This window comes from Shewanella sp. SM95 (genome assembly GCF_025653595.1).
GTDB lineage: Bacteria > Pseudomonadota > Gammaproteobacteria > Enterobacterales > Shewanellaceae > Shewanella > Shewanella oncorhynchi.
This window is the reverse complement of the sequence record NZ_JAKKSE010000002.1, coordinates 518843-539230: the sequence shown is the minus strand read 5'-3', so window position 1 is coordinate 539230 and position 20388 is coordinate 518843. Positions and strand designations below refer to the sequence as shown.

Below are 20388 nucleotides of genomic sequence, written 5' to 3'. Positions count from 1 at the left end.
CTTAAGCTGCTAAAGTTTAGAATAAGCTAAATAATAATTATCTATTGAAGTTGTTTTTATTGGCTTATTTTGCAATGTTATTGATCGCAGTTTACGTTTTGTGCAAGGTACATTGTCAGTAGAACAGGGATTAAGAGGAATTATGGGAAATTCGGCTCTCAACTGGTTATTATTGCGTCGATCATTTGAATTTGCGACCCTCTTGTTTGTCGTACTCCTACTTATTCTATTACCGATTAAAATCGATAGAGAGCATAAATCCTTTGTGTCTTTTGTAAAAAATGAGCAACTTACACCGAGTTATATTGAACTGCTCGGTAAAAGCTTATCTCTGCACGATATTATTGATTTCAATAAATCCTCTTTAGCGCTTTTTCAACTTGACCCTTCCAGATTAATGCTGCCGCAAGGGGGAGTGCTTTCCGCAGAAGAAGAACAAGTCTTACGCTACTTTGATTATCTCTATTCCAGTAAAAAGACCAATGCCGAAGATATATTCCTGTATGTGGGACTTTATCGCAGTGATGCCATGTATTTTGCCACCCCAATTCCTGAGGACGTAAAAGCGCGGCTGATTAAAGACCGTACTTCAACGAATGAGTTTTGTCAGAGTCTGCACTATTGCGCGAAAGACGCGACCCCAGAGTCCTTAGCCGATGGAATCGTATTATCCATTCCTTATCAAGATGAAGTCAGTGGGAAAGTCATTTTATCGATGGCATCACCGATTTCATCATCTAATGATCCTAATCATTTCATCGGTGATGTTATTGCCGACACGGCCCTAATGACGTCGGTTTTTATGCGTAATAAACATGTTGAATTGCAGAAAACGGATTATGGTACTGAGTTGGTGATCACGACAGATAGCCTTTGGGCTGAACTGACGCCGGAGTTCTTGTTTTATTCGATGACAAATCATTTAGATAACATGACTTCACTGACATATAAAATCAGTATATTTCGTTTCATTGTGTGGAATTTACCCCTGTGGTTTTTGTTATCTATCGTGATCTTCTTTGTTCAAATAAATATCAATCGTTTTAGGAAACTTCATACTGAGCGCCAACGGTTTAGTGAAGCGATGTTATTGGATGCTTTTACTCGAACCTATAATAAGAAAGTCTATGAGACCACACTGTTTGATGTCGCGACTAAGGGGCATTATGCGGTGATCTGCGTGGATGGCGACAAAATCAAAACCATTAATGATACCTATGGGCATAAACTCGGGGATATGGCGATCATGCAAATTGTTGATGCGATGCGCAGTGTATTTCGAGAAAATGATTTGTTAATCAGAACCGGCGGTGATGAGTTTGTCGTCATCTTGGCTAATTGTACTTTTGAACGGGCCTTATTGTTGGCTGAACATTTACGTCAGGCGGTCGCAGAGCGGCAGTTTTTAAATGTGCTGACAGTCTCTTGTGGTGTGGCTGATTCGCAAGATTATGCTTCCTTTGAGGCAGTGCTACAAGCGGCGGATAAAGCGTTATATGAGGATAAAAAGAATAAGCAAGGAAGTCGCAAACTTGACCCGACACCTTAATTATCACGTTCATTATTACGTGAGTTATCGAGTGAATCACTGAGTTAACCAGCTGCCCGCAATAAAGTGAATACCCGAGATAAAAAACAGCGCGGAGAATGCCGCGCTGTTGTTACTTTCTAATACGGTAATGTAAACATCTGCGATAACACTTACAACACCATGGCTGCAATCCAACCAAACACTAATAGTGGAATATTGTAGTGGATAAATGTTGGTATCACGCTGTCACGAATGTGATCGTGTTGACCATCGGCATTCAAACCTGCAGTGGGACCTAAGGTGGAATCTGATGCTGGCGAGCCCGCATCACCCAGCGCGGCGGCAGTGCCAACTAACGCGATTGTGGCCGCTACTGAAAAACCAAAACTTAATGCCAATGGTACATATATCGTCGCGATAATTGGAATGGTGGAGAAAGACGACCCAATTCCCATCGTGATCAGTAGACCAACCAGTAGCATTAAGAAGGCTGCGAGGGCTTTATTGTTACCAATAATCTCACTAAGCGAGGCCACAAGCGTACCTACTTCACCAGTTTCTTTCACTACAGCGGCAAAGCCTGCGGCTGAAATCATGATAAAGCCGATATTGGCCATCATTCGCACACCTTGGTTGAAGATATCTTGGTCGGCGACATGCTTCAAGGCACCCGAAAAACTGAAAATCATGAAGCCGACTAAGGCACCAAAAATCATAGAGTCAGTTTCGAGTTGTACGACGAGAGTGGCTAATATTGCTAGTGCAGCAATGATGATATTGCGTTTGTTGAGATTTTCTTCAGGTTCAGCGACCAACACTTTTGCCTCGTCGTAAGTCCGAGGTTTACGGTAACTGATGAATACTGCTGTGAGTAACCCTACGACCATACCCGCCGCTGGAATTAACATGGCTGGCGGAATTTGCTCGCGAGCAGCGGCTAAGCCATTGCTGGTTAAGTTGGAAAGCAGAATATCATTTAAGAAAATGCCACCAAAACCAATCGGTAAAATCATATAGGTGGTGACTAGGCCGAAGGTTAGAACACAAGCCACAAGGCGGCGGTCGATGTTCAGTTTGGTCATCACATGTAATAGTGGTGGCACTAAAATCGGAATGAAGGCGATATGGATCGGTAAAATATTCTGTGAAGCCATCGACATAACGAGTAGCGATAACAGCAGTAACCAGCGTACCCAGTTAGTGTTTGTGGGATTAGGATCTTGTCCAAGGCTACTAATGATGCTTCTAGAAATCAGCGTCGTTAAGCCTGAATGCGATAGTGCGACAGCGAAAGCACCTAATAATGCATAACTGAGCGCAATTTGTGCGCCGCCACCTAAGCCTGTATTAAAGGCATCTATAGTTTGGTGCAGATCCATTCCGCCTACCAATCCCGCCACGAGGGCGCTCACGGTCAGGGCAATAACCACATTCACCCTAGCTAAACTGAGTGCTAACATTAAGCACACTGCAATTACGACTGCATTCATTATCAATTTTCTTAATTCTTTAAGCCAAAGGAGCTATTTTCGACTGCAAAGGCAGTGGATGTCCAGTTTGCCGAGGCGTTATCGGAAAAATATCTGAAAATGTGATCATGCTGGTTTTTGTCTGTTAGCTGAATGTGGATTGCTCCGCACACTCGGTACACTGATTGCTCTATCCTTAGTCAGGTAAAACGGAAATACCCTTGAAAAATGTGATATTGGTCTTAAATAGGTTGTAAGGCACAGCACACGACTTATAATGCCTAAGGATTTGATTGGTAAGAACACCTTTTAATCAGTAAGGATTTAACTTGACCTAGGTTGAGAACATACTGGCTAGAAGGCATCTTGCCTTACACTTAGTTCAACTCATAGATGGAGATATAAAATGAGCGTATTAGTAGGCCGTCAGGCTCCTGATTTTACTGCTGCAGCTGTATTAGGTTCTGGCGAAATCGTTGATAGCTTTAACTTGACTGCAGCCATCAAAGGCAAACCAGCCGTCGTATTCTTCTATCCACTTGACTTCACTTTCGTTTGCCCATCAGAGTTGATCGCTTTTGATCACCGTATGGAAGAGTTCACTAAGCGTGGCGTAGAAGTGATTGGTGTGTCTATCGATTCTCAGTTTACCCACAATGCATGGCGTAACACCCCAGTTGAAAAAGGCGGTATTGGCCAAGTTAAATACACGCTAGTGGCTGACGTTAAACATGAAATCTGTAAAGCATACGATGTTGAGCATCCAGAAGCGGGTGTGGCTTTCCGTGGTTCATTCTTGATCGACAAAGAAGGCATGGTTCGTCACCAAGTCGTTAACGATCTGCCATTAGGCCGTAACGTTGATGAAATGCTACGTATGATCGATGCACTGCAATTCCATGAAGAGCACGGTGATGTTTGTCCTGCTGGCTGGGAAAAAGGCGATAAAGGTATGAATGCAAGCACTGAAGGTGTTGCTGCTTACCTGTCTGAAAACGCAAGCTCACTGTAATTAGTACTTTTCTAATCACAGTCGCCTGTTAAATGAAAAAAGCTGCCAATGGCAGCTTTTTTGTTTTTAAATGGCTTAAGATCTAGTGAGAACCGCTAAATTTATGCCTCAGTACCACTTGCATCCTGCGCATCCACGGCCAGTAACGGCCAGCCACCTAATGATTTCCAACGATTCACTATGTGACAAAAAAGCTCCGCGGTACGTTCGGTATCATATAGCGCCGAATGGGCTTCTTTATTATCGAAGGGAATACCCGCCATAATGCATGCCTTGGCAAGTACGGTATGACCAATGGCGAGTCCGGCAAGCGTAGCTGTGTCAAAGGTGGCAAAAGGATGAAACGGCGAGCGTTTTAAGTCGCAACGTTCTATCGCCTTACTCACAAAACCATGATCGAATGCCGCATTGTGCGCCACTATGATACTGCGATGGCAGTCGGAGGCTTTTTGGGCTTTCTTCACGGCTTTAAAGATTTCTAAAAAGGCTTCTTTCTCGCTCACTGCTCCCCGTAACGGATTAGTGGGATCAATACCGTTGAATGCTAACGCTTCGGGTTCTAAATTTGCGCCTTCAAAGGGCTCAATGTGGAAGTGTAGGGTTTTATCGATTCCTATCACACCTTCATTGTCCATTTTTAGTAGGGTGACGGCAATTTCTAGCAACGCATCGGTTTGAGAGTTGAAGCCCGCAGTTTCGACATCAATGACTACGGGAAAGTAGCCTCGAAATCGGTATTTCAATTTGTTCGCGTCGCAAATGTCACTCATAAAGTACTCAAGAAAATTCACAGGGCGCTATTATGCTAAATGTGTTGGGGTGTGTCATGCTTGATTGGTGGTTTTATGAGCTAAAGGAACTAAATAGTTTGCCGATAAAGCCATGTAACCGATTAAACATGAGTAAAGGCTATGTGGCGAAAACTGATATTAGTATCAATTTTATGCGTTCCAGCAACTGCAATGGCAGAGTTGCGCCATTATGTCGCCTCTTTAAGTGATTCCCAGTGGCGAGTGAGTGAAAATACTCCCATCGTCTGTCGCCTTGAGCATGATATTCCTTCTTACGGTAAAGCGATTTTTACCAGTGAAGCGGGTAAACAGCAGAATATGACTTTTACCTTAGACATGTGGGTAAAACCTGATCAAGTGACGCAGGCGAAATTAATTAGCCGCGCGCCGCAGTGGCGTCCTGGTGTGGTATCAAAAGAGATCACTTCATTACATTATCAAAAGTACTTTAACGGTGAAGTGCCTAAGCGTGCAGCTTGGTCTATGTTGGCAGAGTTGAGTCGCGGTATGGAACCAACGTTTTACTATGCTGATTGGTATAACGAGTCGAATAAGATAGCTGTGGGTTTGTCTTCAGCTAATTTTGGCCGTAAATATACTGAGTTTAAAGCTTGTCTAGCGCATTTATTGCCCTATAGCTTTGAAGATATCGCTTTTACTGTATTAAATTACGATGAAGGCGGAACCGATTTAACTCGTTTCTCCCAGCAACAACTGTCTCGGGTGCAAGAATATTTAGCCTATGATCCCTTGGTAGAGTTAGTGCTGGTGGATGCATATACCGACAGCTATGGTGGCCGTTCAGTAAACCAGAAAGTGTCGGATACACGAGCAGCGTCGGTAAAAGAGTTCTTTGTTGCCAGTGGTATTCCTCAAGATCGTATTGTCACATTTGGGCATGGTGAGCGTCGTCACGTGGCTTCCAATGATGATATGGATGAAAGGGCGCGTAACCGTCGTGTTGTTATACGGATCAGTAAACCTTTGTAGTGTTTGTTTTACCTAGGTTTTAAGTGTTTTCCAATGCCAAGTTTATGACTTGGCATTGTCGTTTTTAAAAGAAGGAGAGTTCAGGCAGTATGCCACTTTAATCGAATGATTCGCTCAATTTGCGCGTATGGGTAAAAATAATGAGATTTTTTAATTTGTAGTGATGACATATCCACCTCAACAAGTACTGCAGAAAGCGAGAGTGGGATAAGTACGAGTAATATAGATGAAGTATAAAACTTGGCCGTTGCAATAATCAGGATTGTGTTTGAAATGCTAAAAAAAAGCCCGCTTAAACTAAGCGGGCCGCAAAAATAATGCATTTGCAATCAACAAATTGAAGGAAGGAAGTCAAGCATAAGAACCAGAAAAGAAACTGAAGTGTTGGGAACACACCAGTTTAAAAGTTCTTTGTTTTCGATATCTGCAAGCAGTTATCTCCTGAAAACAAGCACATTCTATTGGGAAACCCGTTGTAAAACAAACGAGAAAAATTGCCCATAAACATTAGTAATTCTAATGGCTACAAAGGTGATTTATATCACTTAAGTCACTATTTACCTTGATTAATAACTTATAACTCACTATTAATGCATAATAATACACTTCAATAAGTTTATCCTTGCTGCTATTTTGTTAAATTCACGATACAGCTTAAAAAACTTCATATTAAGTTACGCCATTGCCATGATTTTTTTTGCTTGTATAGTACTTGCTGAAAAGGCCTTAAGCCCGAAACCATAAGAAGGACGACAACACGATGGCATTAAGATTTCGCCTTGCAAAGCAAGGTTTGTTAGTGGCCACATTGGGGATGGCACTCGGTGCCTGCCAAAGTGGCAATGCACCTGAGCAAAATTCGACTGAGCAGGCAAGCGCAACTAAACTCGTTTACCCTGTCACTGAAAAAGATGACCTCGTCGAAACCATTCATGGTGTTGCGGTGGCCGACCCTTATCGTCATCTGGAGGCCAATACACCTGAAACTGAAGAGTGGGTAAAAGAACAACAAGACTTTGGTCAAGCCTACCTCGCTAAGATCCCCAATAAACAAGCTGTGGTCGAACGTATTACAGAACTTTGGAATTACGAAAAAGTCTCTGCTCCGTTTGAAAACGGCGACAATCAATTTTACTACCGCAATGATGGCCTACAGGCACAATCGGTTTTGTATGTTAAAGGTTTAGATGGTGTTGAAAAGCCTGTTCTTGACCCAAATAAACTGTCTGCGGATGGCACTGTTGCCTTATCCGGCGTGGCAGTGAGTAATGACGGTAAAATTTTAGCCTATGGCGTTTCAAATTCTGGCTCAGATTGGCAACAATGGCAGTTCGTTGATATTGCAACCGGTAAGAAACTGGCCGATGAACTGAAATGGATTAAATTTTCTAGCGCAGTGTGGGATAAAGAAAACCAAGGTGTGTTCTACGCCCGTTATGATGCCCCTGCAGGGGGGGATGTCTTAGCTGACGTTAATTTTAACCAAAAAGTGTATTACCACAAATTAGGCACAGACCAACATCAAGATCTATTGATTTATGAGCGTCCACAGAATAAAGATTGGGGCTTTGGTATTGATGTCTCTGAGAAAGGTGAATACTTATTACTGTCGATTTCTCAAGGTACGGATAAGCGTAATCGTTTCTTCTATAAATCGTTATTTGAGCCTAAATCCCAAGTGGTGGAATTGATCCTCAAATTAGAAGCTGAATATGAGTTTCTCGGTAATGATGGTTCAGTGTTTTATTTCAAAACCGATTTAGAGGCGCCTAATGGTAAAGTGATTGCGATTGACACCCGCAATAGTGATAAATCGCAATGGCAAACGATTATTCCTGAGTCTAAAGATCCGATTAATAATGTCGCCATTATTAATGACCATTTAGTGGTGAGTTATTTACATGATGTGTTAGGTCAATTATCGATTTACAGTATGGGTGGTCAGAAGCGTCAAGATGTGACATTGCCTGGTCTTGGCAATGTGGCAGGGCCTTTTGGTAAAGCCAGCAAAGATTATTTCTATTATGTGTTCAATAGTTATATTCAGCCTGAAACCACCTATAAGTTTGATTTTAAAACTGGCGGTTCAACCGTCATTGCTAAACCCAAAGTCTCGTTTAATCCCGATGACTATGTTTCTGAACAGGTTTTCTATAGCAGCAAAGACGGTACGCGTGTGCCTATGATGCTCTCCTATAAAAAGGGCTTAGTGAAAAACGGCCAAAATCCGACATTACTTTATGCCTATGGTGGTTTTGCCATTTCGATGACACCACGTTTTAGCCCTGCCAATATCGCTTGGTTAGACATGGGTGGCATTTATGCCGTGCCGAGTTTACGTGGCGGTGCTGAGTATGGCGAAAGCTGGCATCAAGCGGGGATGTTCGACAAAAAGCAAAATGTGTTTGATGACTATTTTGCTGCTGCTGAATATCTGGTAAGCGAAAAATATACCAACAGCTCTAAACTCGGTGCCTATGGCCGCAGTAATGGTGGTCTGTTGATGGGCGCTGCTGTGACTCAACGTCCTGAACTTTTTGCTGCCGTATTACCTGCCGTGGGCGTGTTGGATATGCTGCGTTTTCACAAGTTCACTATTGGTTGGGCTTGGACGAGTGAATACGGTAGTGCCGATAAAGCAGAGCAATTCCCTGCGCTATTGGCTTATTCGCCCTATCACAATGTAAAAGCGCAAGCTTATCCTGCGACTATGGTAATGACAGCGGATCATGATGATCGTGTTGTGCCATTACACAGTTTCAAGTTTGCGGCCATGCTGCAGGAGAAACAGCAGGGCAATAAACCAGTCATTATGCGTATCGAGTCAAATGCTGGTCATGGAGCGGGTAAGCCCACGGCGATGAAGATCGACGAATTTGCCGACATCTACAGTTTCTTGTGGCAGAGTTTTGGCTTAACCTTGCCACAAGCTATCGCAAAATAACTAACTATGTTAATAAAATGGGGTCGTTTGACCCCATTCTCTTTTACAATTGCCCCTATTCATCTGAAACCCGCGCTATTCCTATCTATATCTTCATCGGGTCATTCACAAGTCTTGTTTCCCTAGGTATAGTAAGCGTCAATTTTTCAACCAAAATTTGCTTATTTTCAAATGATGTTTCATTGGCCAATTTCAGTCTATTACGAAGACACCGACGCTGGTGGCGTTGTCTATCATTCGAACTACCTCAACTTTTTTGAGCGCGCGCGAACCGAGTGGCTAAAAGCCCTTGGCGTGAGTCAGACTGCGTTATTAGCCGACGACACTGCTTTTGTCGTAAAGCGTGCGGAACTCGATTTTCGCAAAGCAGCACGTTTTGAACAGAACCTTATTGTTGAAACTAAGGTCATAGAGTTGAAAAAGGCCTCGTTGATCTTTCATCAACGCTTGGTCGATAAACAGGGAGACTGTTATTGTGAAGGCACAGTGCTGGTTGTTTGTGTTGCGCTATCACGTATGCGTCCCCGAGCTATTCCCTTAAATATTGTGCAGGAGTTTGACAGTGCAAGCTGATATGTCGATTGTTGGGTTATTTTTACAAGCCAGTTTATTAGTGAAATTTGTTATGTTCACTTTACTTTGCTTGTCGGTGATGTCTTGGACGGTGATTTTACAACGCCGTAGCTTACTGACATCCGCAAAAAGTAAATCGGCGAAGTTTGAAGACAAATTTTGGTCAGGTGTTGATTTAAACCGTTTGTATAAAGAATTATCATCCCGTCCAGATAATAGCGGTTTAGAGTCATTATTTGTGACTGGCTTTAAGGAATATTCACGCCTGAATAAATTAAATAGCAAAGTGCCCGATGCCGTCATGGATGGTACATCGCGAGCTATGCGTGTGACCTTGTCTCGCGAAATGGAAAAGTTAGAAGCTAACTTACCGTTATTAGCAACGATTGGTTCGACTAGCCCTTATATCGGTTTATTTGGTACGGTATGGGGGATCATGAATTCTTTTATCGCTATTGGTTCGATGGAAAATGCCACCTTAGCTATGGTTGCACCCGGTATTGCTGAAGCTTTGATTGCAACGGCTATGGGTTTATTTGCTGCAATTCCAGCGGTAATTGCGTACAACCGTTTCTCGACCCAAGTCGATAAATTAGAAATGGCTTACGCAAACTTTATGGAAGAGTTCTCCAGCATTTTGCATCGCCAAGCATACAGTGAGAAGGAAGGGGCATAATGCAACCAGCTTATCAGCGCAAACGTCGTCGCCCCGTTGCTGAAATCAACGTGGTGCCTTATATCGACGTCATGCTCGTGCTGTTAATTATTTTTATGGTAACAGCACCCATAGTGACCCAAGGGGTCAAAGTGGAGCTGCCTCAAGGGGCGGCAGAAGTGTTACCCAATGACAGTAAGCCGCCCATTGTTGCTTCTATCGATGGTGACGGTGATTACTTCCTCAATAAAGGCGGTTCAACGAATGTGCCTATGGATTTGGAAGAATTGGCAACGGAAGTGGCTGCACTTATCGTGACTGAACCTGAGCGTCCTGTTGTGGTTAAAGCCGATAGAAATATTCCTTACGATAAAGTGATTCAGTTGATGGTGACACTGCAGCAAGCTGGTGTGCCATCAGTCGGTTTGATGACGGATTCACCCAAGGAGAAATAGGTGGCAGATAAGTCAGATGTAACATTACCTCTGTCAATTTCAGCGGGTATTCATATTGGCGTGATAATTATTCTGGCATTAGGAATAGATTTTTCTCACAAACCTGAGCCTATGCAACAAGTTAGCGCACCAGCAATCAAAGCTGTTATGGTTGATCAGCAAAAAGTGGCTAATCAAGTTGAGAAACTTAAGCAAGAAAAGCGTGATGCCGAACGCCGTGAGCAAGAACGTCAAGCCGAGCTTGAACGCAAAGCTCAAGAAGCGAAACAGGCACGCGAGCGCGAACAAGCTCAGATTAAACAGCTAGAGCAAGAACGTAAGCAGCAGGAAATTGAGATTCAAAAAGCCAATGAAGCGACCAAATTAGCCCAGGTGAAACAGCAGCAGGAAAAGGAAAAGGCGGTCAAAGCCGAAGCTGACCGTAAGCTGAAAGAGCAGGAGCGTAAGATTGCTGAAGACGCCGCACAAAAAGCCGCTGAAAAACGCAAGGTTGAAGAAGCTGCTGCAGTGAAAGCTGAAACTGACCGTAAGCAAAAAGCAGATGCGGAAGCTAAAGCGGAGGCTGATGCCAAAGCTAAAGCAGATGCCAAAGCTAAAGCTGATGCCAAAGCTAAAGCTGATGCCAAAGCTAAAGCGGATGCTAAAGCTAAAGCGGATGCTAAAGCTAAAGCGGATGCTAAAGCCCTTGCCGATCAAGAGCAGGAAATGGCTGATGCATTAGCGGCTGAGCAAGCGGCGCTGTCGCAAACCATGAATAAGCAGATGCAGAGTGAAGTCGGTAAGTATCAGGCAATGATAAAATCAACTATTCAACGTAATTTGGTAGTGGATGAATCTATGCGTGGAAAGACTTGTACTGTCTCTGTGCGTTTAGCGAATGATGGGTTTGTGATCAGCAGCCAAACAAAAGGTGGTGATCCCAACGTTTGTCGTGCAGCAAAAGCGGCGATTTTGAAAGCGGGCAAACTGCCTGTGTCTCCGGATCCTGCGGTTTATAACTTGATGAAAGAAATTAACTTAATCGTTGAACCAACGTTTAATTAAAGGAGCACCATGAAAATATTGGCAAAATGGTTAGCACTGGCAGTTCTGCTGTGCACCACCCCCGCGAAAGCGGCATTGGATATTGTGATCACAGAAGGTGTTGACGCAGCGCGTCCCATCGCTGTGATGCCTTTTGTATGGCAAGGTCCTGGCGCACCGCCACAAGCGATTGCTGATGTGGTGATGTCTGACTTAGCTCGTAGCGGTACCTTTAAACCTTTAGACGAGCTCGGACTACCTCAGCGCAATATTGGTGCTTTGGCTCAGTTTCAACCTAGTTCATGGTCTAGCGTTGGCGCAGAAGCTGTGGTGTTAGGTACTGTGAAACCTTACGGAACCGATCAGTATTTGGTGAGCTTTGATTTAATCGATTTAGTTAAAGCACAAAACCAAGCATTGAAAGGCTCAGTCAGCGCTACAGAATTTTTGATGGATAGTCGCCAAACTGTGATTTCAGCAGCGCAATTTCGTCAATATGGTCATAGAATTAGCGATATCGTTTATGAAAAGTTAACCGGTATTCGCGGTGCATTCTTAACGCGGATCTCCTACGTCGTGGTCAATCATACTCAAAAAGCACCTTATCAGTTGATGGTTGCGGACTATGATGGTTTTAACGAGCAAATGTTACTGCGCTCACCTGAGCCATTAATGTCACCTACTTGGTCGCCTGATGGACGTCGTTTGGCGTATGTTAGCTTTGAAAATAAAAAAGCAGAAATTTTCGTACAAGACCTTTATACCCAAGTGCGCACTAAAGTGAGCTCTTTCCCTGGTATTAACGGTGCGCCGGCTTTCTCTCCTGATGGCAAATCTTTGGCTGTGACGCTGTCTAAGGATGGTCAGCCTGAGATCTATGTTATCGATATTGCGACAAAAGCGATTAAGCGTATTACCAATCACTATGCTATCGATACTGAACCATCATGGTATCCTGATGGGAAGTCGTTGATTTTCACCTCTGAACGTGGTGGTAGACCGCAAATTTATCGCGTAGAGTTAAGTTCAGGTAAAGTGAGTCGTGAAACATTTGAAGGTGAATGGAACCTTGGCGGTTCAATTACGCCAGATGGACGTAGTATGATTTTTGTTAACCGTACTAACGGTAAGTTTAATATTGCGCGTATGGATTTAAATACGCGTTTTATGCAGGTGCTAACCTCTACACGCTTGGATGAATCCCCAAGTGTGGCGCCTAATGGTACTATGGTCATATATGGCACTACACACCAAGGTAAGCAAGTATTAGCAGCTGTTTCTACGGATGGACGCTTTAAAGCGAGATTACCCGTGGGTCAAGGCGAGGTGAAATCACCTTCTTGGTCTCCGTTTCTCTAATGTTATACCTTGATTTAATCACATTTAATTTTATAAGGAACACGTAATGGATCTGAATAAGTTGTTAAAAGCTATGTTGGTAGCACTTCCAATTATGGCTATTAGTGCATGTAGCTCAACTTCAGAATCAGAAACTGATGCAATGGGCTCAACAAACGGTTCAGGTAGCGAACTGAATGGTGGCATTCAAACTGGTGGTGTGGGTGCTATGTTGTCATCTGAAGAGCAGCAACGTCAGCAGTTAGAAGAGTTGAGAAAAGAACACATCATTTACTTCGATTTCGACCGCAGTGAAGTTCAAACTGAATTCGCCGCTGTATTAGAAGCTCATGGTACTTACTTAGTTGAGCACCCAAGTGTGCGCGTACTGATTGAAGGTCATGCGGACGAGCGTGGCACTCCTGAGTACAACATTGCTCTGGGTGAACGTCGTGCTAAAGCCGTTGCTAAATACCTACAAGGTATGGGCGTACAGCCAAGCCAAATGAGCGTAGTCAGCTATGGCGAAGAAAAACCACTTGATTTTTCTCGCACTGATGAAGGTTTTGGCAAAAACCGTCGTGCAGTTTTAGTTTACTAAGATTGAATCTCGGAGAGTAACACAATGAAACGTGCCGTCTTAATTACGGCAATGTTCCTTGGTGCGGGCGCTGCAGTTGCAGCGCCTGCTCCTGTGGAAGATATTGCTGGTGGTTCGGGTGATGACAGACTTGCTCGTATCGAACGTATTGTAAAATCGAGACAACAAAGTGAGCTCGAGATGCAACGTCGTCTTGATACACTGCAGCAGGAAGTTCTCGATTTACGCGGTTTAACCGAACAACAGAATTATCAGATTGAGCAGATGCAAGAGCGTCAGCGTCAGTTATATGATGAGCTTGCTAATTTATCCTCAAAGGCATCTGCCGCACCTGCAGCTGCAGCGACATCTATCCCCTCTGTGGTATCGACCAATGCTGCCGCAAGTAGTTTAAGTGAAACTGCAAGTTATGAAAATGCCGTTAACTTAGTCTTAAAAGAGCGTAAGTATGACGATGCCATTCCTGCCTTCCGTGCTTTTATCAAACAATACCCAGACTCTGTGTATGCCGCGAATGCGAACTATTGGTTAGGACAGCTATTATTTAATAAGAGCGAATTTGCAGAAGCCAAACAAGCCTTCAAAACTGTGGTTGATCGTTTTAGTGATTCTAATAAACGTGGCGATAGTTTAGTGAAGCTTGGCATGATCGCCGAGAAAACCGGTGATAAAGCTGGTGCGATGCAATACTACCAACAAGTTGTCAAAGATTACGCAAACAGCGCCGCAGCACGCATTGCACAGCAGCAACTGGCTGCAATTAAAGCGTAATTAACTAAAAAACATACTCTTAGTCTGTTTTTCATGCAAACGACAAAAAATTGGGAATTTGCGCTTGCATGAGAAGATGAAAAAGGTATTATAGGCGCCCTCAGAGCGGCGAGGTCGTTCGGGGCGTGAAATACCAGTAAATGGGTCGTTAGCTCAGTCGGTAGAGCAGTTGGCTTTTAACCAATTGGTCGAAGGTTCGAATCCTTCACGACCCACCACTTACTCTAATGAATAGAATAAGTTAGTGGTATTTAATGAGATAGTCAGTGGTACAATGGGTCGTTAGCTCAGTCGCTTTTTTATAAAGCTAGGGCAGTTGGCTTTTAACCAATCAGTCGAATGGTTCTAATCCTTAATGACACACCACTTTACTGAAAGTGCATAAATCAGCGCAACACCAGATGGGTCGTTAGCTCAGTCGGTAGAGCAGTTGGCTTTTAACCAATTGGTCGAAGGTTCGAATCCTTCACGACCCACCACTTATTATTCGCATTGCTGATGCCAAAATAAGTGAACATTTTTATCGTAATACCTAGATGGGTCGTTAGCTCAGTCGGTAGAGCAGTTGGCTTTTAACCAATTGGTCGAAGGTTCGAATCCTTCACGACCCACCACTTTACTGAAAGTGCATAAATCAGCGCAACACCAGATGGGTCGTTAGCTCAGTCGCTTTTTTTATAAAGCGAGGGCAGTTGGCTTTTAACCAATCAGTCGAATGGTTCTAATCCTTAATGACACACCACTTTACTGAAAGTGCATAAATCAGCGTTATACCTCGATGGGTCGTTAGCTCAGTCGGTAGAGCAGTTGGCTTTTAACCAATTGGTCGAAGGTTCGAATCCTTCACGACCCACCACTTTACTGAAAGTGCATAAATCAGCGTTATACCTCGATGGGTCGTTAGCTCAGTCGGTAGAGCAGTTGGCTTTTAACCAATTGGTCGAAGGTTCGAATCCTTCACGACCCACCACTTTACTGAAAGTGTATAAATCAGCGCAACACCAGATGGGTCGTTAGCTCAGTCGCTTTTTTTATAAAGCTAGGGCAGTTGGCTTTTAACCAATCAGTCGAATGGTTCTAATCCTTAATGACACACCACTTTACTGAAAGTGCATAAATCAGCGTTATACCTCGATGGGTCGTTAGCTCAGTCGGTAGAGCAGTTGGCTTTTAACCAATTGGTCGAAGGTTCGAATCCTTCACGACCCACCACTTATTATCTGCATTATGAATGCCACACTAAGTGAATCGTTTTATCGCAATACTTAGATTAGTCGTTAGCTCAGTCGCATTTTTTATAAAGCGAGGGCAGTTGGCTTTTAACCAATCAGTCGAATGGTTCTAATCCTTAATGACACACCACTTTACTGAAAGTGCATAAATCAGTGCAACACTAGATGGGTCGTTAGCTCAGTCGGTAGAGCAGTTGGCTTTTAACCAATTGGTCGAAGGTTCGAATCCTTCACGACCCACCACTTATTTTTTCAGCTGTATCTCTCTCAAATTTCCTCCTGAATGTCCCTCGTTAAACTCCAATACTGAGTACCGAATTTAATATCTTCATTTTTACTTATTCCACTGCAAAATATTTTTCTAACATAATTATTGGCATTAGCAAGTTCGACTAATGCTGCATCTTTAAAAAGAAACGTATCTTGAGTTTGGTGATTATATTAAAGCTGACATTATGTGCAGTGATGATGACAACGGTGCGCTGGATTCAGGGGGGGCTTTCTAGGCAGTTTTATACCGAGCACTATCTTATGGAAAGCTCTAATCCCACAGGGTTGTGATAAAGACTAAAAAGGAGACCTTAGGTCTCCTTTTTGCATTAAGCGGATTACATATCTATAGCGCTTAATCTAACAGATTGTTTTCACGAACATATTGCTCGAAATCTGTGCAGCCACCTATGTGCTTCTCATCAACAAAAATCTGCGGTACTGTTTCAACTGGCTTACCGACAGTTTTTTCTAAATCTGCTTTAGAGATGCCTTCTGCATGGATATCGACATATCTGAACTTAAAGTCATCACGCTTTTCAACGAGTTGCTCAGATAATTGCACAGCACGAACGCAATAAGGACAGCCTGGACGGCCAAAAATAACAACGAACATAATAGCTCCTTAGGATTACTTTAGTCGTTTTATACCATAGGCCTAAGTGAATTGATAATGTCAGCCGCGTTTATTTTCAGTTTGATAGCGACCTTGATAATCAAAATAGCTTTCGAGCAGATCCCAGCCTTTTTTATGTTTCTTCAGCAGCAAGAGATCGGGCATGCGGAATTTATCCGCGTCGCTGATTAACTCTGTCACCTTAGTGTATTTTTTCGGTTTTAATCCCGGTGTACGGCTATGGGGAAAGATGAATAAGGCATATAGGGCTCGCCACTGGGCCGGTGTTTGTAATTTAAAGCGGCGATTGAATTCATTACCGTCGATATCGAGGTACTGCACTTTCAGATTGCCGTCATCGTCGATGAGGCTCATATGCTGGCAGCGGAATAAATGATGGTGCTGCTGGCTGAGCACTTGGCGTAGGCGTTTATCGGGATCGATGAGGGTCGATTGGCAGTGCTGGCAAATGCGCGCCGCGATATCATTCTCTTCGCCGCAATCAGGGCAAGATTTAGATCTAAATCGAAAGTCGCACTGCAGCTTTTTACCTTGCTGTTCGACTATGCCCTGACAGCGGCGACCAAAGTGTTCGATAATGTCGCCATCGTCGTCTGTGAGTCCCCAGAATATATTGGCAAAATCGCATACAGGGCAATGCACTTGCACAGGTACCGATTTACTGTTGGGTTTAGCTTGGCCGACCTCGGGGAAATACAAGTCATAACCATTGGCTGCATAGTCGATGATAAGACAATCTTTTTTGCCTTCAGCGATTCGCAATCCACGGCCGATCATTTGTTGAAACAGACTGACTGAGGCGGTAGGGCGCAAAATTGCAATCAAATCCACATGGGGCGCGTCGAAGCCTGTCGTCAACACAGCAACGTTGACTAAAAACTTAAGCTCTTGGGCTTTAAAGCGTTCAATCGTCGCGTCACGTTCATTGTCGTGCGTTTGTGCTGTGATAATGGCACTTTGTGCAGCGTGAGCTTGGTTGAGTAGGCCAAAAATCTCATTAGCGTGGCGCACCGTTGCCGCAAAAATGATAATGCCTTTTCTATGTTGGCTCAGTTCAATGAGTTGTTTCACAATCGCAGTGGTCGCGCGGCCGTAATGTCCCAGTAAATCGTTAACCTCGGCTTCGGCATATTCGCCATTCTCGTTTGCTTTAAGTTGGCTGAAGTCGTACTGGGCACTGAGGCCATCAAACAGCGTTGGTGCTGTGAGGTAACCTTGCTTAATGAGTGGCCTGATGGGTAGCTCGAACACACAATGTTCGAACACTGCATGTTCGGGAGATCCTACTTTGCCGTGATAGTGCTGCTGGTAAATCCAGCCAGTGCCAAGGCGATAGGGCGTAGCGGTGAGGCCGAGCAATCTTAGTTGGGGATTTTTCGTGCGTAAATGATTGAGCACTTGTTGATACTGGCTGGTTTTCTCAAGGCTGACTCTGTGGCATTCATCAATAATCACTAATGAGAACGGCTGATCGAACTGGGTTAACCTCCGCGCCGCCGATTGAATGCTGGCGACGACGGTTTTCCCCTCAGTGGCTTTTTGATTGAGTCCCGCCGCATAGATACTGGCTTGTGCCGTGAGTAGGCCGACTTTCTCAGCATTTTGCGCGACTAATTCTTTCACGTGGGTGAGCACTAAGACCCTGCCTTTGGCGATGCGCGCCAATTCGGCGATCACTATGCTTTTGCCGGCGCCTGTGGGCAATACGAGTACGGCGGAAGCTTGGCTTTGCCTAAAATGGGCGATGGCGGCATTAACCGCTTGCTGTTGATAGTCTCTGAGTTTGACTGACACGCTGATAAAAAATCTATGCTGAATAAAAGTGAGGTCGCAAGCTTAACATAACAGGTAAAAAAAATGCCCCTGGTTGGAGGGGCAAGCTAGAGAAAGGAGCAATCACACACACTCTCTCAACAGGGTTCACTTTTAACCTGAGGTTTCAAAAGGGAGGTTCAGGTTACGCTTAGCCTATTGGGCATAGACTAAGCGTTGTGGACGTTGTTCGTAACTCGGATATTACTCAGTACGATTCAAGCGTGATTCAATCAAGGTCTCGATCACAGCTGGATCGGCCAAGGTTGATGCATCCCCTAAGTTGGTCACTTCGTTAGCGGCAATCTTACGCAGGAAGCGGCGCATGATCTTGCCCGAACGTGTCTTAGGTAAGCCCGTTGCCCATTGGATGAGATCTGGGGTGGCTAGCGCACCAATTTCTTTACGAACCCATTGACGCAGTTCTTGACGTAGCTCTTCGGTTTCTTCAGTGCCGCGGGTTAGCGTGACATACGCATAAATACCTTGGCCTTTAATATCGTGTGGGTAGCCAACTACCGCAGCTTCTGCAACCAGTTCGTGTGATACCAGCGCACTTTCGACCTCTGCCGTACCTAATCTATGGCCGGATACGTTGATTACGTCATCGACGCGGCCTGTTATCCAGTAGTAACCATCTTCATCGCGGCGGGCACCGTCACCGGTAAAATACATGCCGCGGAAAGTTTTAAAGTAGGTCAGCACGAATCGTTCGTGGTCGCCATACACAGTCCGCATTTGGCCCGGCCAAGAGTCGAGTAACACTAAGTTACCTTCGTTCTCACCCTCTAAAATATTCCCCATGTTATCGACTAAGGCGGGTTGAACACCAAAGAATGGACGGGTCGCTGAGCCTGGTTTAGTGTCGGTCGCCCCTGGTAGCGGCGTGATCAAAATACCGCCAGTTTCAGTTTGCCACCAAGTATCGACGATAGGGCAATGTTCATGACCTATGACCTCATGGTACCAACGCCATGCTTCTGGGTTGATGGGTTCGCCTACTGAGCCCATGATCCTCAAGCTGCTGCCATCGAACTTATCGAAGTGTTGCTTACCTTCGGCCATCAGCGCGCGAATTAAGGTTGGTGCCGTGTAAAGAATGCTCACTTTATGGCGGTCAATCATTTCGCCTAAACGGGCAGGGCTTGGATGATTCGGTACGCCTTCATGGATAAGCACAGTCGCACCATTGGCGAGTGGGCCGTAAACCATATAAGAGTGACCAGTGATCCAACCCACATCGGCGGTACACCAGTACACTTCGCCCGCTTTGTAGTCGAACACATATTCATGGGTCATAGACGCATAAACCATGTAGCCACCAGTGGTGTGCAATACGCCCTTGGGATTACCGGTTGAACCTGAGGTATACAGCAGGAATAACGGCGCTTCTGCGTCCATTTCCTCTGGTTGACAGTACTCAGATGCGGTTTCCATCAGTGAGTGCCACCACACATCTCGGCCTTCTACCCAATCCACTTTGCCGCCCGTGCGTTTAAGCACTATGACTTTTTCAACAGTAGTGACATCAGGGTTTTTTAAGGCATCATCGATGTTGCGTTTCAATGGGATAGCACGGCCACCGCGCATACCTTCATCTGAGGTAATAATGACTTTTGATTTGCCATCAATCACGCGAGAGGCGATAGAATCCGGTGAGAAACCACCGAAGACCACAGAGTGCACAGCGCCGATACGGGCACAGGCGAGCATAGCCACTGCGGCTTCTGGCACCATAGGCATGTAAATCGTGACTATGTCACCGCGGCGCACGCCTTGGCTGCGTAATGCGTTAGCGAATTTACACACATCTGCATGTAATTCACCGTAGGTAATTTTGCGTTGTTCGCTGGCGTTGTCGCCTTCCCAAATAATCGCCACGCGATCACTGTGCTCGGCTAAGTGACGATCTAAACAGTTGGCAGAAGCATTTAGGGTGCCGTCGTAAAACCAGTTGATCGATAAATTATGATCATCAAAAGAGGTTTTTTTAATTTTGGTATAGGGTTTTATCCAATCAATACGCTTGCCGTGTTCTCTCCAGAAACCTTCAGGATTGACAATCGACTCTTGGTACATTGTTTTATATTTATCGTTGTTTACAAGTGCATTGGCAGCGATATTGCCGGAGACTTTGTAGAGAGACTGCGAGCTCATAGGGCTTCCCTTTTGAAAAATTGCGTGGACTGAGTATGGTATGCAAGGGGGCGGCAACTCCATTAGACCTTGGTCTAGTTTTAAATTTTCCTTTATATTTAGTCTGTTGCATTAAAAATCCGGCTAG

16 protein-coding genes and 10 tRNA genes are annotated in these 20388 nt (G+C 44.4%); 21 read left to right on the top strand and 5 right to left on the bottom strand.

What is annotated here, in order from left to right; translation table 11 throughout:
* Positions 1-142: 142 nt before the first annotated feature.
* On the top strand, positions 143-1549 hold the full coding sequence (locus tag L5M29_RS05180) for a GGDEF domain-containing protein (RefSeq protein WP_173496536.1): 1407 nt from the start codon (positions 143-145) through the stop codon (positions 1547-1549).
* A 152-nt stretch (positions 1550-1701) separates the two neighbouring features.
* On the opposite strand, the gene L5M29_RS05175 is transcribed toward L5M29_RS05180, so the two are convergent.
* A complete protein-coding gene (locus tag L5M29_RS05175) occupies positions 1702-3021 on the bottom strand; it encodes a Na+/H+ antiporter family protein (RefSeq protein WP_028760354.1) in 1320 nt (439 codons plus the stop codon).
* 385 nt (positions 3022-3406) lie between these two features.
* Between L5M29_RS05175 and L5M29_RS05170 the strand changes: the two genes are divergently transcribed.
* Complete coding sequence (locus L5M29_RS05170) at positions 3407-4012, top strand: peroxiredoxin C (RefSeq protein WP_006081247.1); 606 nt, start codon at positions 3407-3409, stop codon at positions 4010-4012.
* A 101-nt stretch (positions 4013-4113) separates the two neighbouring features.
* Here L5M29_RS05170 and rnt read toward each other — a convergent pair whose 3' ends face one another.
* A complete protein-coding gene (gene rnt, locus L5M29_RS05165) occupies positions 4114-4782 on the bottom strand; it encodes a ribonuclease T (protein WP_113938783.1) in 669 nt (222 codons plus the stop codon).
* Positions 4783-4923: 141 nt separating this feature from the next.
* Between rnt and motY the strand changes: the two genes are divergently transcribed.
* The 19 genes from motY (at position 4924) to L5M29_RS05070 (ending at position 15628) form a co-directional block, all read left to right on the top strand.
* Complete coding sequence (gene motY, locus L5M29_RS05160) at positions 4924-5793, top strand: flagellar protein MotY (protein WP_113938782.1); 870 nt, start codon at positions 4924-4926, stop codon at positions 5791-5793.
* Between the two features lie 760 nt (positions 5794-6553).
* A complete protein-coding gene (locus L5M29_RS05155) occupies positions 6554-8737 on the top strand; it encodes a prolyl oligopeptidase family serine peptidase (RefSeq protein ID WP_173496538.1) in 2184 nt (727 codons plus the stop codon).
* 171 nt (positions 8738-8908) lie between these two features.
* Positions 8909-9310 (top strand): tol-pal system-associated acyl-CoA thioesterase, encoded by a 402-nt coding sequence (ybgC, locus tag L5M29_RS05150; RefSeq protein WP_006081251.1) that lies wholly within the window; start codon positions 8909-8911, stop codon positions 9308-9310.
* The gene (gene tolQ, locus L5M29_RS05145; protein WP_028760350.1) at positions 9300-9986 is read left to right on the top strand and encodes a protein TolQ; all 687 of its coding nucleotides are present in this window, start codon (positions 9300-9302) and stop codon (positions 9984-9986) included. The genes ybgC and tolQ overlap by 11 nt, the downstream gene beginning before the upstream one ends.
* Entirely contained in the window at positions 9986-10420 is a 435-nt protein-coding gene (tolR, locus tag L5M29_RS05140) for a protein TolR (RefSeq protein WP_113938780.1), read from the top strand. The genes tolQ and tolR overlap by 1 nt, the downstream gene beginning before the upstream one ends.
* Positions 10421-11464 (top strand): cell envelope integrity protein TolA, encoded by a 1044-nt coding sequence (gene tolA / locus L5M29_RS05135; RefSeq protein WP_263166553.1) that lies wholly within the window; start codon positions 10421-10423, stop codon positions 11462-11464.
* A 9-nt stretch (positions 11465-11473) separates the two neighbouring features.
* The gene (tolB, locus tag L5M29_RS05130; protein ID WP_028760347.1) at positions 11474-12802 is read left to right on the top strand and encodes a Tol-Pal system beta propeller repeat protein TolB; all 1329 of its coding nucleotides are present in this window, start codon (positions 11474-11476) and stop codon (positions 12800-12802) included.
* Positions 12803-12848: 46 nt separating this feature from the next.
* Entirely contained in the window at positions 12849-13382 is a 534-nt protein-coding gene (pal, locus tag L5M29_RS05125) for a peptidoglycan-associated lipoprotein Pal (RefSeq protein ID WP_028760346.1), read from the top strand.
* 24 nt (positions 13383-13406) lie between these two features.
* Positions 13407-14153: a tol-pal system protein YbgF gene (gene ybgF, locus L5M29_RS05120; protein ID WP_028760345.1), complete on the top strand. Its 747-nt coding sequence runs from the start codon at positions 13407-13409 to the stop codon at positions 14151-14153.
* 142 nt (positions 14154-14295) lie between these two features.
* Positions 14296-14371 (top strand) — tRNA-Lys (locus L5M29_RS05115).
* 58 nt (positions 14372-14429) lie between these two features.
* A tRNA-Lys gene (locus L5M29_RS05110) sits at positions 14430-14519 on the top strand.
* Positions 14520-14556: 37 nt separating this feature from the next.
* A tRNA-Lys gene (locus L5M29_RS05105) sits at positions 14557-14632 on the top strand.
* Between the two features lie 59 nt (positions 14633-14691).
* Positions 14692-14767 (top strand) — tRNA-Lys (locus L5M29_RS05100).
* 37 nt (positions 14768-14804) lie between these two features.
* Positions 14805-14895 (top strand) — tRNA-Lys (locus L5M29_RS05095).
* Between the two features lie 38 nt (positions 14896-14933).
* Positions 14934-15009 (top strand) — tRNA-Lys (locus tag L5M29_RS05090).
* Positions 15010-15047: 38 nt separating this feature from the next.
* Positions 15048-15123, top strand: a tRNA-Lys gene (locus L5M29_RS05085).
* 37 nt (positions 15124-15160) lie between these two features.
* Positions 15161-15251: transfer RNA gene (locus L5M29_RS05080), tRNA-Lys, on the top strand.
* A gap of 38 nt (positions 15252-15289) precedes the next feature.
* Positions 15290-15365, top strand: a tRNA-Lys gene (locus tag L5M29_RS05075).
* Positions 15366-15552: 187 nt separating this feature from the next.
* A tRNA-Lys gene (locus L5M29_RS05070) sits at positions 15553-15628 on the top strand.
* Between the two features lie 382 nt (positions 15629-16010).
* Here L5M29_RS05070 and L5M29_RS05065 read toward each other — a convergent pair.
* From L5M29_RS05065 to acs, 3 genes are all read right to left on the bottom strand, one after another.
* On the bottom strand, positions 16011-16271 hold the full coding sequence (locus L5M29_RS05065; RefSeq protein WP_028760344.1) for a GrxA family glutaredoxin: 261 nt from the start codon (positions 16269-16271) through the stop codon (positions 16011-16013).
* Positions 16272-16331: 60 nt separating this feature from the next.
* Positions 16332-18086, bottom strand: coding sequence for a DEAD/DEAH box helicase (locus tag L5M29_RS05060; protein WP_263166551.1), 1755 nt, complete (start codon positions 18084-18086; stop codon positions 16332-16334).
* A gap of 222 nt (positions 18087-18308) precedes the next feature.
* The gene (gene acs / locus L5M29_RS05055) at positions 18309-20261 is read right to left on the bottom strand and encodes an acetate--CoA ligase (RefSeq protein ID WP_011846554.1); all 1953 of its coding nucleotides are present in this window, start codon (positions 20259-20261) and stop codon (positions 18309-18311) included.
* Between the last annotated feature and the right edge of the window lie 127 nt (positions 20262-20388).

What these genes read in the sequence shown, in the direction of transcription:
- pal (WP_028760346.1), top strand. Translation starts at nt 12,849, where the DNA reads ATGGATCTGAATAAGTTGTTAAAAGCTATGTTGGTAGCACTTCCAATT.
- tolB (WP_028760347.1), top strand. Translation starts at nt 11,474, where the DNA reads ATGAAAATATTGGCAAAATGGTTAGCACTGGCAGTTCTGCTGTGCACC.
- L5M29_RS05155 (WP_173496538.1), top strand. Translation starts at nt 6,554, where the DNA reads ATGGCATTAAGATTTCGCCTTGCAAAGCAAGGTTTGTTAGTGGCCACA.
- L5M29_RS05065 (WP_028760344.1), bottom strand. Translation starts at nt 16,271, where the DNA reads ATGTTCGTTGTTATTTTTGGCCGTCCAGGCTGTCCTTATTGCGTTCGT.
- motY (WP_113938782.1), top strand. Translation starts at nt 4,924, where the DNA reads ATGTGGCGAAAACTGATATTAGTATCAATTTTATGCGTTCCAGCAACT.
- tolR (WP_113938780.1), top strand. Translation starts at nt 9,986, where the DNA reads ATGCAACCAGCTTATCAGCGCAAACGTCGTCGCCCCGTTGCTGAAATC.
- ybgC (WP_006081251.1), top strand. Translation starts at nt 8,909, where the DNA reads ATGATGTTTCATTGGCCAATTTCAGTCTATTACGAAGACACCGACGCT.
- L5M29_RS05170 (WP_006081247.1), top strand. Translation starts at nt 3,407, where the DNA reads ATGAGCGTATTAGTAGGCCGTCAGGCTCCTGATTTTACTGCTGCAGCT.
- ybgF (WP_028760345.1), top strand. Translation starts at nt 13,407, where the DNA reads ATGAAACGTGCCGTCTTAATTACGGCAATGTTCCTTGGTGCGGGCGCT.
- rnt (WP_113938783.1), bottom strand. Translation starts at nt 4,782, where the DNA reads ATGAGTGACATTTGCGACGCGAACAAATTGAAATACCGATTTCGAGGC.
- acs (WP_011846554.1), bottom strand. Translation starts at nt 20,261, where the DNA reads ATGAGCTCGCAGTCTCTCTACAAAGTCTCCGGCAATATCGCTGCCAAT.
- L5M29_RS05175 (WP_028760354.1), bottom strand. Translation starts at nt 3,021, where the DNA reads ATGAATGCAGTCGTAATTGCAGTGTGCTTAATGTTAGCACTCAGTTTA.
- L5M29_RS05180 (WP_173496536.1), top strand. Translation starts at nt 143, where the DNA reads ATGGGAAATTCGGCTCTCAACTGGTTATTATTGCGTCGATCATTTGAA.